Origin of the sequence: Pseudomonas sp. TMW22090 (assembly GCF_022496665.1) — a bacterium.
Taxonomy (GTDB): domain Bacteria; phylum Pseudomonadota; class Gammaproteobacteria; order Pseudomonadales; family Pseudomonadaceae; genus Aquipseudomonas; species Aquipseudomonas gregormendelii.
The window spans coordinates 113,738-127,928 of record NZ_SCFH01000012.1; the positions used below are offsets into that span (position 1 = coordinate 113,738).

Consider the following 14,191-nt stretch of genomic DNA (forward strand, 5'->3'; position numbering starts at 1 on the left):
CCCGCCTTACCCCTCGATAGTCGTTCGACGCAGGCAAAGCCGATTTGCTAGAGTGCGTCGCTGTCCCTGTCCAGAAATAACCCTGCCGATGCTGCCCCGCGCCGAACAGAAACAACAAACCCGTAATGCCTTGATGGACGCTGCCCGCCACCTGATGGAATGCGGCCGCGGATTCGGCAGCCTGAGCCTGCGCGAAGTGGCAAAGACCGCCGGGATCGTGCCTACCGGTTTCTACCGGCATTTTGCCGACATGGACGAACTGGGTCTGGTACTGGTCAGCGAAGTCGGCCAGACCTTCCGCGAAACCATCCGCCTGGTGCGCCACAATGAGTTTGTCATGGGCGGCATTATCGATGCGTCGGTGCGCATATTTCTCGACGTAGTGTCAGCCAATCGCTCGCAATTCCTGTTTCTGGCGCGCGAGCAGTATGGCGGTTCGCTACCGGTGCGCCAGGCCATTGGCCGCTTGCGTGAAGACATCAGCTCAGACCTGGCCTCGGACCTGTCGCGGATGCCGAAGCTGCAGCACCTGGACATTGCCGGGCTGAGCGTCATGGCTGACCTGATCGTTAAAAGCGTGTTCGCCACCCTGCCGGATATCATCGACCCGCCCGTTGACGCGTTGCCGGAACACCTGACGCCTCAGGCGAAGATTACCCAGCAACTGCGCTTTATCTTTATCGGGCTCAAGCACTGGCAGGGGCTGGGGAGCACCGAATGAACCGGCACATCTTTGTGTTGGCGAACCTAATGGCTAACAACTCTTTGATGTCAGCTATTTTTTTGAAACAGCGTTTAGTCGCTTGACTATCAGATCTTTGAAGGCGTTGTCCAGTGCTGTGTCTCTCCGCGAACGATCAGATTCGGACAACAGTTCCTTCTGCCCCCAAGTTTCAATCGGAAAATTCAAACTATCAGTTTCCACCACGGTAAGTTCCTCGACCTCGGTTTCCTTATCATCCATACGCCGACCAAGGCTCATCCAATCGTGCCACGCGATCCCTATCTCCAACCATGCTAGTTCTTCGGGGCTCCGAATACGCGTTATTTCCACAATAGTCTCCCCCCACTTATTCTCAACTTTTTCCTTTCTGTACTTACCTGGAAAATACTTCTCCATTTGGGCGGAATTCTTTTGGAAAACCCAAAGTTGCTGTTCATCAATAAATTGACGCGCAAGCGCTTTTTTTTCTTTTGATAATAAATTTAAATTTAACTCAAGCTTCTCCTTCTGCGTACGTCTAAGGGCCCTCAGTTTCTGTATAGCCTCCTTTTTAGGAGCCAATGCCTTTTCCAGCCTGCTTTTATAGTGCTCTGTTTTACGATTACCTTCCTCGCACATTTCTTTTCTCAGTGCCTCGAGATCCGACGGAGGCATTTTCTTAAGTGCCAAACCCACGCTGGTACACAAAGAATTAAACTTTGAATTATCCATACTCGATTTTTGCCTGATTAGGATCTTGTCAATCGAAATACAACAATTCCTCACCCCCTCAAACCCTCCCAAGGTCAGATGATTCGGAGAGAGTCTCACTCTATCAAGAAGCTGAATTAGATGATTGGATGTAACTCTACCGGTGTTCGTTACCTTTTCCGAGGTCCTCTTGAAAGCAGCGGAAGCACTTGGGAATTGACTAGAAAATTTTGTCAGTGGCATAAACGCTCCAAATCTTCCTTAATTTAATCAGAATGTACTATCAATACCACCCAACATAATTACTTTCAAAAATAGCTCAGACACGCTCATAACAGCGCCCACCACGCTGGCTATTCGTACAGATCAATAATTCCCATTTCAGGTAATCAACGAGCGGGAGCCACCGCGCGACACAAATTGGTGCGCGCCCTGCTGCTCTGGCCCCACAAAGAGGCAAGATGCTGAAGCTGGAAAAGTCGACAACATGATTCCGTCAGGCATTTCCTACATTTGTGTCAATTGGCAAGCCCCTTGCTCTAGCCTGAGCATTGTCCTTTGCTGGAAGCTTTCCGATGCTGGTGATACATCGCAGGATCGAACCACAACCCGTCTGGGCCGCCGAGTTGCACCTGACCTTCGAAGCCCGGAGTAAAAGCCGCCTGCGCTGTTTCAGTGCCGAAGGCGAAGACGTCGGCCTGTTCCTGGAGCGCGGTCAGCCGCCGCTGTATGACGGTGAATGCCTGCAGGCTGAAGACGGCCGCGTTGTGCGCGTCTGCGCCCGTCCTGAACAACTGCTGCACGTCACCTGCGCCAACGCCTTCGAACTGACCCGTGCCGCCTACCACCTCGGCAATCGCCACGTTGCCCTGCAAGTCGGCGACGGTTGGCTGCGCCTGCTCGACGACTACGTGCTCAAGGCCATGCTCGAACAGCTGGATGCCAATGTCGAAAACATCGAAGCGCCGTTCCAGCCGGAACACGGCGCTTACGGCGGCGGCCATCACCACTCGCGCCACGGCGATGAAGATTTCAACTACCCGCCGAAACTGCACCAGTTCGGCGTGCGTTTATGAATCCGGCCTGGGCGCTGCTGCGCCTGGCCAGTCCGCAATTGCCGATTGGCGGCTACAGCTATTCCCAAGGCCTGGAAATGGCGGTGGACAATGGCCGGGTCAATGACCCGGACACCGCCCGCCAATGGATCAGCGACCAGTTGCTGCTCAACCTGGCTCGTTTTGAAGCGCCGCTGCTACTGGCTCATTGCGAGGCGGCCGCCGCCGACAACTGGAGCGAGTTGCTGCAACGCTGCGAAGAACATCGCGCCAGCCGCGAAACCCGCGAGCTGCATCAGGAAAGTCGGCAAATGGGTTATTCCCTGCAGCAGTTGCTCACTGGCTTGCCCGAGCTTGATCCACCGGCACGGGCCTTTCTTGCACAGCGCCCGGAACCCCACCTGGCCCTCGGCTGGGCCCTGGCCGCTCGCGCCTGGCAAATCAGCCCGCAGGACGCTTTGGCCGCCTGGCTCTGGAGCTGGCTGGAAAACCAGTTGGCGGTGTTGATGAAAACCCTGCCGCTCGGCCAGCAAGCCGCGCAACGCCTGACCAGCCAGCTGCTGCCGTTGCTGCAAGAAGCGCAGCAACACGCAACCCGAATCACCCCCGAACACTTTGGCAGTGCCGCTTTCGGCCTGTCCCTGGCGTGTATGGCCCACGAGCGCCAGTACAGCCGTCTATTCCGTTCCTAGGAGAATCACATGAATACACAACCCTTGCGCGTAGGCATTGGCGGCCCGGTCGGCTCCGGCAAAACGGCCCTGACCCTGGCCCTGTGCCTGGCCCTGCGTGATCGCTACAACCTCGCAGTGGTAACCAACGATATCTATACCCGCGAAGATGCCGATTTCCTGGTGCGCAACGAAGCCTTGGCCCCGGAACGCATCATTGGCGTGGAAACCGGCGGCTGCCCGCACACCGCAATCCGCGAGGACGCTTCGATCAATCTTGAGGCGGTGGATCAGTTGAACCGGCGTTTCCCGGGGCTGGATCTGATCCTGGTGGAGTCCGGCGGCGACAACCTTTCGGCGACCTTCAGCCCGGAGCTGTCCGACCTGACCATCTACGTGATCGACGTATCGGCCGGCGACAAGCTGCCACGCAAGGGCGGGCCGGGGATCTGTAAATCCGACTTGCTGGTGATCAACAAGATCGATCTCGCGCCATTGGTAGGCGCGTCCTTGACGTTGATGGACAGCGATACCACACGCATGCGTAACGGCAAGCCGTTCGTCTTCAGCAACCAGAAAACCGGCCAGGGCCTGGACGAAATCATCGCATTCATCGAGCGTCAGGGCCTGCTGACCGCCGCCTGACCCTTTCCCATTTTCAACAAGGAAGCTTTACATGACACTCAAACGCATTCTCGGCGCGATCGCGCTGCTGCTGGCACCGGCTGTCGCCTTTGCCCACCCGGGCCATGGCGACAATGGATGGATCGCGGGTATCAGCCACCCGATCGGTGGCCTTGATCACTTGCTGGCGATGGTTGCCGTGGGGTTGTGGGCGGCGCAGCAGCAAGGCGCCGCACGCTGGGCACTGCCTTGCACCTTCGTCGGCACCATGTTGCTTGGCGGGATATTGGGCTTTGAAGGCCTGAGTATGCCTGCGCTGGAAAGCGGGATCGCGGCGTCGGTGCTGGCCTTGGGTCTGGCAGTGGCTTTGGCGGTACGCCCACCTTTGGCCATGGCGGTCGGGGCAACGGCTTTGTTTGCACTGTTTCATGGCGTGGCCCATGGCCTGGAACTGCCTGACATGTCCAGCCCATGGGCCTACGCGGCCGGATTTGTTCTGGCGACGGCGGCATTGCATGCCGCAGGTTATGCGGTGGTTCGAGTGTTGCCGCAGGCAGCGGCGCCACTGGTCAGGCTGGCAGGTGCGGCCTCGGCGGTGACCGGGGCCTGGTTGCTGGCGGGCTGAGTTCTGTATGGCCCGCGATGGCGGCCTGACAGACACCGTGTCTCTCAGGCCTGCTAACATGTCGCGCAATCGCCCCTGCCGTGACGACGCCAGCCAATGCAGCCTGTTTCCCGCTCCGCCTCCCAGCCAGAATTGACCGCCCTGTTCGCCTCGGTGCAGCAGCATTTCCAGAACGTGATCGTGCCACTGTGGCAAGGCCCCGGCTGGAACGCTGAACTGGCCCTGCCCTACGAGGCACTGGATGCCGAACACTCGCCACTGCCGCCCCAGCGTTATCGAGCCATGGCGTGCGCGCGGCAGCTGTATGTGTTTTCCAGCCTGATCGGCCAGGTGCCCGCCGCCGAAGAACGCAGCGCGCAGCTGTTCAGTTCTCTGCAACGACACTTCCAAGACGCCGAACACGGTGGCTGGTTCTACAGCATCGACGCGCTGGGCGCGCCACTGGACCCGCGCAAGGACCTCTACACCCACGCGTTCATCCTGTTCGCCTGTGCACACTACTGGGACAAGGTGCGCGAGCCTTCAGTCGGGCACGTGCTCGATACCGCGCTGGAGGTGATTGCGCAGCGCTTCGCAACAGGCGACGGCCTGTACGAGGCGTGTCTGGAGCGCGACTGGTCATCGCTGCAAACCGGGCCCTTGCAGAACCCCCTGATGCACCTGGCAGAAGCCTTACTGGCGACGCTGGCGGCACGCCAGGACGACGCTGTGCAAAGCATGCTGGTGACGTTATGCACAGCCATGCAGCAACGCTTCATCGATCCGCAGCAAGGCGTACTGATGGAAAAGCCGCTGGGCGCTGTGGATAACTGGTATGAACCGGGGCACCAGTTTGAATGGTACTTCCTGCTCGAATCGTCACCGCTGCTGCGCGGCTCGCAGCTGCACGCCTCACTGGAGCGGGCGTTCGCCTTCACCGAACAATCGGGGGTGGATCCACACTCAGGCGCCGTCAAGGCCATGCTCGAGCTGAACGGCCAGGCCAGGGACGCCACCCAGCGCATCTGGGCCCAGGCGGAATACCTGCGCGCGCTGACCTTGCGGCCAGACGCCGAAGCCGCAGTGCTGCGTCAACTCCTGGCCTTGCAGCAGAAATTCCTGCATGCCGGAGGCTGGCATGAGTGTCGTGATGAACAGGGCCAGGTGAGCCGCAAGGATATGCCTTCAACCACGCCCTATCACCTGGCGACCTGTTATCGCGGGCTGGCGGAGTATCTGGGCTAATCCGGCAGCCGTCATCGCGAGCAAGTTTTGCTCCTGCAATTGACAGCCTTCACTGCGAGCAGGCTTTCTCCTGTCGGAGCAAAGCTTGCTCGCGATGGCCATCACTCCAGCATCAAGCCTTGCCGCCATCACGATGAATGGCGAACCCAGCCCAGGTCTGGCTCACCGGCATCAGCTCAAGACTATTGATGTTGATGTGCGCCGGCGCATTCAGCACCCAGAAAATAGTATCGGCGATGTCCTGCGGTTGAATCGCCTCGGCGCCGGCGTAAGTCGCGTTGTAGCGCTCCTGGTCACCCGCGAAACGCACCAGCGAAAACTCGCTTTCGCACATGCCCGGCTCAATGTTGCTCACGCGCACGCCAGTGCCCTGGAGGTCGCAGCGCAGGCTCAGCGAGAACTGTTTGACGAAGGCCTTGGTCGCGCCATACACGTGGCTGCCCGGATACGGGTAGTTACCGGCAACGGAACCCACGTTGATGATGCCAGCACCACGACCGTGGGCGATCAGGCGCGGTAGCAGCAGACGGGTGCTGTACATCAGGCCTTTGACGTTGGTGTCGACCATGGTGTCCCAGTCATCGAGATCACACTTGGGCGCCGGATCGACCCCTAAAGCCAGGCCTGCATTGTTGATCAGGCCGCGCAATGTGGCGAAAGACGGAGGCAGGTTGGCAATCGCATCCTCCATGGCCTGGCGATCCCGGACATCCAGCACCAACCCGTGTACCTCGGTCTGCTTGGACAATTCGGCACATAGGGCGTTGAGGCGTTCCTCACGACGGCCGGTCAGCACCAGTTTCCAGCCCGCCTCGGCAAAACGACGGGCACAGGCTTCACCAAAACCGGAAGTAGCACCGGTGATAAACAGGGTGTCGGACATCGTGTTCTCCTAGCTTCGGCTCACTAACAGCCATTGGAATAGATAATCAGCCGGCAGCATGCCCTGCCTTGCAGGCACCGGCAACATCGAGCAACTGTACAAAAAACGACCACCCAGCGCCAAGCCATGGCCCGCCTGGCTTGCAGCCATGTACGCGCACGTTATCCACAGGCAGGTCCACAGTTAACGGGGGCAAGTCAAAAAGCCGCAAGCCGCTGTGTACAAGGCTTTGCGGGCAGATCACAAGTTTTTTAGCTTGACCCTCGACCACGGGCGTTGTAGCCCATGGCATTTTGCACGATCCAGCTGCGTATCAGACGATGGCTCCAAGCCAGTAACTACGGCCCTCAGCCGAGTCTTTCCAGAGTTTAACCACAGACTTATCCACAGGATGACCGGCTTGGATTCAGAGCCATTAAACGTCCAACAAAATAGTTGACAAAGCCGGCCAACCCACCGCCAAAAAAGCCTGATCAAAAAACAACCACATTGCTACAGGCCTTGATTACCGTGGCTCTCAGCCAGCTACTCCCACGTTATTCACAGCCAGTTCCACAGCAAACGGGGACAAGTCAAAAGCGTGACAAAACAACTATTTGCAGCGGCTTTATGTCGCGGTTTAAGAGCTCGTGAATATTGTTTTCCACAATTTCGAAATACCGCGCACCCTGCACCTGCGCGAGCGAGCCTGCTCGCGATAGCGGTCATCCTGCGGGACATTTTTCGACTGACATTTCCCTATCGCGAGCAGGCTCGCTCCCACAGGGTCCGGCGGCAGTGCAGATAAAAAAAGCCCCGACGATCGCTCGTCGGGGCTGTTGATATCTCGGCAACGAATCAATGCCCGCCCAGATAAGCGTTACGCACCTCCTCATTCACCAGCAATTCCTTGCCTGTGCCCGTGAGGCGGATCTCGCCGTTGACCATCACATAGGCCCGGTCCGACAGCTTGAGCGCGTGGTTGGCGTTCTGCTCGACCAGGAAAATGGTCATGCCGGTACTCGCCAACTCTCGCAAGGTCGAGAAGATCTGCTTCACCACAATCGGCGCCAGGCCCAGGCTCGGCTCATCCAGCAGCAGCAACTTCGGCCGGCTCATCAACGCCCGGGCGATGGCGAGCATTTGCTGCTCGCCGCCGGACATGGTCATGGCCCGCTGGGTACGCCGCTCTTCGAGCCGCGGAAACAGCTCGAACATGCGCTGCATGTCTTCTTTGGCGTACTTGTCGCCAATCGGGATGGTGCCCATCAGCAGGTTTTCCTCGACGGTCATGTCGGGGAACACCCGCCGGCCTTCCGGCGACTGCGCAATGCCGTGGGACGCAATGTAGTGGGACGACTTATGGGTGATGTCGACGCCCTGGTAGATGATTTGCCCGTCAGCCGCACGGGGCTGGCCGAAGATTGACATCAGCAGGGTCGACTTGCCGGCACCGTTGGAGCCGATGAGGCTGACGGTTTCACCTTCGTTGATGTGCAGCGAGACTTTTTTCAGGGCCTGGATCGGCCCGTAGAACACGTCCAGCTCCTTTAGCTCGAGGATCGGTTGAGTCATACCAACTCCTCTTCATCGGCGCCCAGGTAGGCCGCAATCACTTTCGGATCGTTGCGAATCGCTTCCGGTCCGCCTTCGGCAATGACGATGCCGTGGTCCAGCACCACAATGTGGTCGGAAATGCTCATTACCATGCCCATGTCGTGTTCGATCAGCACCACGGTCAGATCATGCTCGTCGCGCAGCAGCCGGATCATCGCGCTCAGCGCTTCGGTTTCCTGAGGGTTGAGGCCGGCGGCCGGTTCGTCGAGGCAGATGATCTGCGGCCGCGTGCACATGGCCCGGGCAATTTCCAGACGGCGTTGCTGGCCGTAGGACAACTCGCCGGCCAGGCGGTTGGCGCAATCCACCAGGTCCACGACCTCCAACCAGTAGAACGCATGGTCCAGGGCATCACTTTCCGCCTTGCGGTAACCCTTGGTGTTCAGGATGCCGGCCAGCATATTGCGGTTGACCCACATGTGCTGGGCCACCAGGAGGTTTTCCAGCACCGACATTTCCTTGAACAGGCGAATGTTCTGGAAAGTGCGCGCCAGGCCGGCACGGTTTACCAGGTGGGTGCCGCCGAACATCTTGTAGTACATGCGGCTGAGGAAAGATTTTGGCGACACGAAATCGGTCGGTTTGAAGGACTCCCCAAGCAGCTGGATGACGTTGGTGCGCTCACCCCGCACATTGAGCTCGATTTTGCCGCCAGACGCCTTGTAGAAGCCGGTAAGGCAGTTGAACACCGTCGTCTTGCCTGCGCCGTTGGGGCCGATCAGGGCGAAGATCGAGTTGCGGTGCACTTTGAGGCTGACATCGCTCAACGCCTTGATGCCGCCAAAGTGCATCATCAGTTTTTCGACCGAGAGGACGACTTCGCTCATGGCGCTACTCCTTTACGCGGGGTCACACCGGTACGGCTGATCCGTATCAGGCCGCGCGGTCGCCAGATCATCATCAACACCATCAGGATGCCGAACAGCAGCACCCGGTACTCTGCGAACCCACGCAGCAGCTCCGGCGCAACGGTCAGCACGAAGGCTGCAATCACCACGCCGATGGTCGAGCCCATCCCACCCAGGACCACGATGGCCAGGATCAGCGCCGATTCGAAGAAGGTGAACGAGGTCGGGTTGACGAAGCCTTGATAAGTGGCGAAGAACACCCCGGCAAGCCCTGCAGTCGACGCACCGATGGTGAACGCCGAGAGCTTGACCAGTACGTGGTTCAGGCCCATGGACCGGCAGGCGATTTCATCTTCGCGCAAGGCTTCCCAGGCACGGCCGACAGGCATCTTGACCAGCCGATGCTTAATGTACAGCACGGCCAGAACCACCAGGAACAGCACCGCATAAATGAAGTAGTACTTCACGTCCGGGTTGTAGGCGATGCCGAAGAACTCGTGGAAAGGCACCCCGCCATCTTTTGCGCGCTTGCCGAACTCCAGGCCGAAGAACGTCGGCAGAGGTGCAGCCATGCCATTCGGGCCACCGGTCAACGACAGCCAGTTGTTGAGGACCAGCCGGATGATTTCACCAAAACCCAGGGTCACGATCGCCAGGTAGTCACCGTGCAGGCGCAATACCGGGAAACCGAGGATGCAACCGGCCAGGCCCGCCATGATCGCCGCCAGCGGCAGTACCGTCCAGAAGCCCAGGCCCAGGTATTGGTAGCCGAGTGCCAGGCCGTAGGCGCCAATGGCGTAGAACGCCACGTAGCCCAGGTCGAGCAGGCCGGCCAGACCGACCACGATGTTCAAGCCGAGGCCGAGCAGCACGTAGATCAGTCCGAGGATGACCACGCCCAGCAGGTAGGAGTTGGAGAAAAACGGGAAGACTACGGCGATGACAATCAACAGCGGGATTATCCAGCGCAACCGTGACTTGTAATCCGGTGGCAGCACGTGCACGCCGGAGCCGGTGCTTTCAAAACCTTCGAGGATTTTCAGGCCTTTGGGCGTCTGCAGGAACAGGCTCAGGGCAAAGCGCCCCGCCATGACGATAGCGACGATCCAGGCCACCCGCGTCGTTTCCAGATTGAAGCCGTACCCGTCAAGGACCACGCCGACAATCGGGCCAAACACAATCAGGGCAACCAGACCGGCAAGAATCGCGTCAACCAGGCTTCTTTTGAGATCAATGGTTTTTTTAGTGGTTGAAGACATCGCTTACACCTTCGACACAAGAGGACGGCCGAGCAGGCCTTGGGGCCGAAAGACCAGAACGAGAACGAGCAGCGAGAAGCTGAAGACGTCTTTGTAGTCCGAGTTGACCAGGCCGGAGAACAGCGACTCGGAGATCCCGAGAATGATCCCGCCGAGCATCGCTCCCGGTAGCGAGCCAATCCCGCCAAGTACCGCAGCGGTAAACGCCTTGATCCCGATGATGAAGCCGGCATAGAAGTCGAAAGTGCCGTAGTTCATGGTGATCAGCACGCCGGCCAGGGCCGCCATGGCTGCACCGATGATGAACACGTAGGAAATCACCCGGTCGGTGTTGATCCCCAGGATCGAGGCCATCTTGCGGTCTTGCTGGGTCGCGCGGCACATGCGGCCGAGCTTGGTGTACTTGATGATGTAGGTCAGCAACGCCATGCCGGCAAATGCTGCGACCAGAATGAACACCTTGGTGTAGGTCAGTTGCACAAAACCGGTGCCGACCTCGACACGCCAGGCTCCAGTCAGCAGGGTGGGTACGCCTTGTTGCTTGGCGCCCTGGGCGATCTGTGCATAGTTTTGCAGGATCAGGGAGATGCCGATCGCGCTGATCAGCGGTGCCAGGCGGGTGGAGTTACGCAGGGGTTTATAGGCGACGCGCTCGATGACCCAGCCATACACCGCCGTGACGATGATGGTGAAGATCAGCGTGCCGAGCATCAGCAGCGGGAAGGATTCAATACCGAAGTATGCCAGCAGAGCCAGACTGATCGCCGCGAGGTAAGCGGAAATCATGTAAACCTCGCCATGGGCGAAGTTGATCATGCCAATGATGCCATAGACCATTGTGTAGCCGATGGCGATCAGGCCATAGACCGACCCGAGGGTCAGGCCGTTGACCAGTTGCTGCAGGAAAATACCATCCATAACGCAATCTCACGCAGTGAGAACCTGCACACCGTCGGTGCGCGGTTCTTCTAAGGAAAATACAGATATACGTCGGAGCAATGTCAGTCAGGATCAACCCGTTCCACACCGTCCCCTGTGGGAGCTGGCTTGCCAGCGATAGCGGTAGGACATTCGACAAATTGTCTCCTGTCAGTCCGTCATCGCGGGCAAGCCCGCTCCCACAAGGGAGATGTGGATTCAGCCGATCGAGTCAGCCCTTACTTCTGTTTTTCCAGCTGGTGGTATTTGCCATCCTTGTCCCACTGGTAAACCACGTAGTCGGAGACTTTCAGGTCGCCCTTGCTGTCCCAGGTCTTTTCACCCATGACCGTCTTGACCGGGTTCTTCTTCAGCCACTCAGCCGCTTTTTCGCCACTGTTGGACTTGGCGCCGTTGAACGCTGCCGCCAGGGTCTGAACCGAAGCGTAGGCGTACAGGGTGTAGCCTTCAGGCTCGGTGCCGGCTTTGCGGAACGCATCCACGACAGCCTTGCTGTCTGGCAGCAGGCGCGGGTCAGCGCCGAAAGTCATCAGCACGCCATCAACGAATTGCGGGCCGCCAGCGGTGGTCACCAGTTCGTCGGTCACAATGCCGTCATCGGACATGAACTTGACGTCTTTCAGGCCTTGCTCACGCAGCTGGCGAACCAGAGGACCGGCTTCAGGGTGCAGGCCACCGAAGTAGACGACATCGGCGCCAGCGCCGCGGATTTTGGTAACAATGGTGCTGAAGTCTTTTTCGCCGCGGGTCAGGCCTTCATACAGCACTGGCGTAACGCCGCGCTTGACCAGTTGAGCCTTGGTAGCATCAGCCAGGCCCTGGCCGTAGGTGTCCTTGTCGTGCAGCACGACCACTTTTTTGCCCTTGAGCACGTCGACAATATAATCGCCAGCGACGATGCCCTGCTGGTCGTCACGCCCGCACATACGGAACATGGCGCTCAAGCCGCGCTCGGTCACCTGTGGGTTGGTGGAACCCGGGGTGATGGCAATGATGCCCGCTTCGTCGTAGATCTCGGAGGCCGGGATTGTCGACGAGGAGCAGAAATGGCCGACCACGCCTGCCACTTTCTGGTTGGTCAGGTCCTTGGCGACCGTCACAGCCTGTTTCGGTTCGCAGGCGTCATCGCCCTTCACCAGTACGATTTTTTCCCCGTTGACGCCGCCTGCTGCGTTGACCGCATCGGCCGCAGCCTGTGCACCCTTCATGTACTGCTCGCCAAATGCCGCGTTGGCGCCAGTCATGGGACCCGCCACACCGATTTTCACATCAGCTTGTGCAAACGCAGAAACACCCAACGCAGCTGCCACTGCGAGGGCCAGAAAGCCTTTCTTGTAAAACGTCTGGGACATGAGGTGGTGCTCCAAGGTTTTTTTTAGTTGGCACTGCGACTTCACTGAATGCTCAGAGCAAGGGCCGTGCCATCGGTTTTTTATTCTTGAAAAAGTCGCTGAGTTATTGTTATTCCGACTGTTTTGAACCCGTCTTCATTGGGCGTGCAACCGTCTAAACCGCAGAAGGTAAAACCATTAATTCCCGAAGGCGCAACCCGCCTGCGCCATCATTGCAACCGCGACTCCAAACGACGTGCAACCAGCCTGTAACATCGTGCGTCACCGAAGTGCACACCGCTGGTGCGGGACTGCTACAACCCGCACCATTACAGGCTAGTCGCTGCTCGAAAAAGCGCCGCTTTTCAGTAACATCTTTCAACAATCAAATAACGATGCGCAGGCACTGGCCTGCGTGATACAGGGAGAAGCCCGCTTCGTAGAGGCAACTGCGTATGCCCACACCTGTCAGGGGTTGCATGGGTGCAAACGGAATCGGCAAAGCCTGAGGATTTCCATTACAGAGATAATCGGCAAACGCCTTGCCGACCACTGTCCCTGTGGTGACCCCGCGCCCGTTGTAACCGGTGACTGCCACTATTCCGGGCGCTGGCTCGAACAGGCGCATCAGGTGGTCCGGGGTGAAAGCGATGCAGCCGGTCCAGGTGCACTCCCACTCCACCGGCTTGAGATAGGGGAAGTAATGCTGCTGTACCCGATCCGCCCACGCCTTGAGAAACCACACCGGCTTTTGATTGCCGTTGCCAAGGCTACCGAGCAGCAGACGCCCGTCCTTGTCGCGACGAATACTGCTGAGCACCTGCCGGGTATCCCAGGACCCCTGGCCACCGGGCAGGATCTGTTGCGCAGCATCTTCAGTCAGCGGCACTGACGCCACCTGGTAGTAATAACCGGGGAAGAAATTACGTCGCAGTTCGGTCCAGTCGCCCTCGGTGTAGGCGTTGGAAGCGATGACCACCTGTTCGGCCAACACCGAACCCTGCGCAGTCTGCACCGACCATTTCTGGCCCTGACGTTCCAGCCGAGTCACCGCTGAGTGGTCGAACAGCTGCCCGCCCAGGCCAATGGCTGCCTTGGCCAGGCCACTGGTGTAGGCCATCGGGTTAATTGTACCGGCACGCCGATCCAGCAGTGCAGCGGCAATTTTGCGGGTACCGGTGGCTTGCTCGCAGGCCTGGCCTGTCAACAATTCCACCGGCGCGCCGCGACGCTTCCATTGTTCTTCACGACTGCGCAGATCCGCTTCGCCACGGGCGTTATGCGCCATGTGCAGCGTGCCTTCGCGGCGCAATTGGCAATCGATGTTGTACTTGTCGACCAGGCTGAACACCAGGGACGGCGCGGCACCGAGCATGCGATTGAGCTGACTGCCCACCGCCTGGCCGAACCCGGCTTCGATTTCGTCAGGAGGGATCCACATCCCGGCGTTGACCAGGCCGACGTTACGCCCGGAACCGCCATGCCCGGCCCGATGCGCTTCCAGCACACAGACCGTCTTGCCCTGCTCCAGCAGATGCACCGCCGCCGACAGCCCGGTGAAGCCCGCGCCAATGACGCAGACATCGGCCTTGACCTCGCCTTTGAGCGAAGCATTGTCGGGCCTTTGCGGCGTCAGTTTTTCCCACAGACATTCTTCGCGTAGCGGCATTGCCAGACTCCAACAGAAACCTAACCAACACATCAAAAGATCGCAGCCTTCGG

General features: G+C 58.9%; 14 protein-coding genes. 6 read left to right on the forward strand and 8 right to left on the reverse strand.

The window, feature by feature from the left end:
• Window positions 1-88: 88 nt before the first annotated feature.
• Window positions 89-721 (forward strand): TetR family transcriptional regulator, encoded by a 633-nt coding sequence (locus EQV97_RS26945; protein ID WP_240890411.1) that lies wholly within the window; start codon window positions 89-91, stop codon window positions 719-721.
• A 54-nt stretch (window positions 722-775) separates the two neighbouring features.
• Here the strand turns inward: EQV97_RS26945 and EQV97_RS26950 are convergent, their stop codons facing one another.
• Window positions 776-1,435 (reverse strand): hypothetical protein, encoded by a 660-nt coding sequence (locus EQV97_RS26950; RefSeq protein ID WP_240890412.1) that lies wholly within the window; start codon window positions 1,433-1,435, stop codon window positions 776-778.
• 554 nt (window positions 1,436-1,989) lie between these two features.
• Here EQV97_RS26950 and ureE point away from each other — a divergent pair.
• The 5 genes from ureE (at window position 1,990) to EQV97_RS26975 (ending at window position 5,613) form a co-directional block, all read left to right on the forward strand.
• Complete coding sequence (gene ureE, locus EQV97_RS26955; protein WP_122841582.1) at window positions 1,990-2,490, forward strand: urease accessory protein UreE; 501 nt, start codon at window positions 1,990-1,992, stop codon at window positions 2,488-2,490.
• Window positions 2,487-3,161 carry an urease accessory protein UreF gene (locus EQV97_RS26960; protein ID WP_122841581.1) on the forward strand — a complete coding sequence of 225 codons (675 nt, stop codon included), beginning with the start codon at window positions 2,487-2,489 and terminating at the stop codon, window positions 3,159-3,161. Before ureE ends, EQV97_RS26960 begins: the two co-directional genes overlap by 4 nt.
• A 9-nt stretch (window positions 3,162-3,170) precedes the next feature.
• Complete coding sequence (gene ureG / locus EQV97_RS26965) at window positions 3,171-3,785, forward strand: urease accessory protein UreG (protein ID WP_122841580.1); 615 nt, start codon at window positions 3,171-3,173, stop codon at window positions 3,783-3,785.
• Window positions 3,786-3,816: 31 nt separating this feature from the next.
• Window positions 3,817-4,389 (forward strand): HupE/UreJ family protein, encoded by a 573-nt coding sequence (locus EQV97_RS26970; protein WP_122841579.1) that lies wholly within the window; start codon window positions 3,817-3,819, stop codon window positions 4,387-4,389.
• 96 nt (window positions 4,390-4,485) lie between these two features.
• Entirely contained in the window at window positions 4,486-5,613 is a 1,128-nt protein-coding gene (locus EQV97_RS26975; protein ID WP_240890413.1) for an AGE family epimerase/isomerase, read from the forward strand.
• Between the two features lie 112 nt (window positions 5,614-5,725).
• Here EQV97_RS26975 and EQV97_RS26980 read toward each other — a convergent pair whose 3' ends face one another.
• The 7 genes from EQV97_RS26980 to EQV97_RS27010 all read right to left on the reverse strand — a co-directional run bounded on the left by EQV97_RS26980 (window position 5,726) and on the right by EQV97_RS27010 (window position 14,138).
• Window positions 5,726-6,496, reverse strand: coding sequence for an SDR family oxidoreductase (locus EQV97_RS26980; RefSeq protein WP_045058941.1), 771 nt, complete (start codon window positions 6,494-6,496; stop codon window positions 5,726-5,728).
• Between the two features lie 837 nt (window positions 6,497-7,333).
• The gene (locus EQV97_RS26985) at window positions 7,334-8,050 is read right to left on the reverse strand and encodes an ABC transporter ATP-binding protein (RefSeq protein WP_122841576.1); all 717 of its coding nucleotides are present in this window, start codon (window positions 8,048-8,050) and stop codon (window positions 7,334-7,336) included.
• Window positions 8,047-8,919: an ATP-binding cassette domain-containing protein gene (locus EQV97_RS26990; RefSeq protein WP_045058939.1), complete on the reverse strand. Its 873-nt coding sequence runs from the start codon at window positions 8,917-8,919 to the stop codon at window positions 8,047-8,049. Before EQV97_RS26990 ends, EQV97_RS26985 begins: the two co-directional genes overlap by 4 nt.
• Window positions 8,916-10,199, reverse strand: a complete 1,284-nt coding sequence (gene livM / locus EQV97_RS26995) for a high-affinity branched-chain amino acid ABC transporter permease LivM (protein ID WP_045058938.1) — start codon at window positions 10,197-10,199, stop codon at window positions 8,916-8,918. Before livM ends, EQV97_RS26990 begins: the two co-directional genes overlap by 4 nt.
• A gap of 3 nt (window positions 10,200-10,202) precedes the next feature.
• Entirely contained in the window at window positions 10,203-11,117 is a 915-nt protein-coding gene (locus tag EQV97_RS27000; protein WP_045058937.1) for a branched-chain amino acid ABC transporter permease, read from the reverse strand.
• A gap of 239 nt (window positions 11,118-11,356) precedes the next feature.
• On the reverse strand, window positions 11,357-12,490 hold the full coding sequence (locus tag EQV97_RS27005; protein ID WP_122841575.1) for a branched-chain amino acid ABC transporter substrate-binding protein: 1,134 nt from the start codon (window positions 12,488-12,490) through the stop codon (window positions 11,357-11,359).
• A 364-nt stretch (window positions 12,491-12,854) separates the two neighbouring features.
• Complete coding sequence (locus EQV97_RS27010) at window positions 12,855-14,138, reverse strand: FAD-binding oxidoreductase (RefSeq protein WP_122841574.1); 1,284 nt, start codon at window positions 14,136-14,138, stop codon at window positions 12,855-12,857.
• Window positions 14,139-14,191: the final 53 nt, after the last annotated feature.

Excerpts from the sequence above, each read along its gene's own strand:
- EQV97_RS26985 (WP_122841576.1), bottom strand. The coding sequence starts at position 8,050 with ATGACTCAACCGATCCTCGAGCTAAAGGAGCTGGACGTGTTCTACGGG.
- EQV97_RS26970 (WP_122841579.1), top strand. The coding sequence starts at position 3,817 with ATGACACTCAAACGCATTCTCGGCGCGATCGCGCTGCTGCTGGCACCG.
- EQV97_RS27010 (WP_122841574.1), bottom strand. The coding sequence starts at position 14,138 with ATGCCGCTACGCGAAGAATGTCTGTGGGAAAAACTGACGCCGCAAAGG.
- EQV97_RS26980 (WP_045058941.1), bottom strand. The coding sequence starts at position 6,496 with ATGTCCGACACCCTGTTTATCACCGGTGCTACTTCCGGTTTTGGTGAA.
- EQV97_RS27000 (WP_045058937.1), bottom strand. The coding sequence starts at position 11,117 with ATGGATGGTATTTTCCTGCAGCAACTGGTCAACGGCCTGACCCTCGGG.
- ureG (WP_122841580.1), top strand. The coding sequence starts at position 3,171 with ATGAATACACAACCCTTGCGCGTAGGCATTGGCGGCCCGGTCGGCTCC.
- EQV97_RS26975 (WP_240890413.1), top strand. The coding sequence starts at position 4,486 with ATGCAGCCTGTTTCCCGCTCCGCCTCCCAGCCAGAATTGACCGCCCTG.
- EQV97_RS26945 (WP_240890411.1), top strand. The coding sequence starts at position 89 with ATGCTGCCCCGCGCCGAACAGAAACAACAAACCCGTAATGCCTTGATG.
- EQV97_RS26960 (WP_122841581.1), top strand. The coding sequence starts at position 2,487 with ATGAATCCGGCCTGGGCGCTGCTGCGCCTGGCCAGTCCGCAATTGCCG.
- EQV97_RS27005 (WP_122841575.1), bottom strand. The coding sequence starts at position 12,490 with ATGTCCCAGACGTTTTACAAGAAAGGCTTTCTGGCCCTCGCAGTGGCA.
- livM (WP_045058938.1), bottom strand. The coding sequence starts at position 10,199 with ATGTCTTCAACCACTAAAAAAACCATTGATCTCAAAAGAAGCCTGGTT.
- ureE (WP_122841582.1), top strand. The coding sequence starts at position 1,990 with ATGCTGGTGATACATCGCAGGATCGAACCACAACCCGTCTGGGCCGCC.
- EQV97_RS26990 (WP_045058939.1), bottom strand. The coding sequence starts at position 8,919 with ATGAGCGAAGTCGTCCTCTCGGTCGAAAAACTGATGATGCACTTTGGC.
- EQV97_RS26950 (WP_240890412.1), bottom strand. The coding sequence starts at position 1,435 with ATGGATAATTCAAAGTTTAATTCTTTGTGTACCAGCGTGGGTTTGGCA.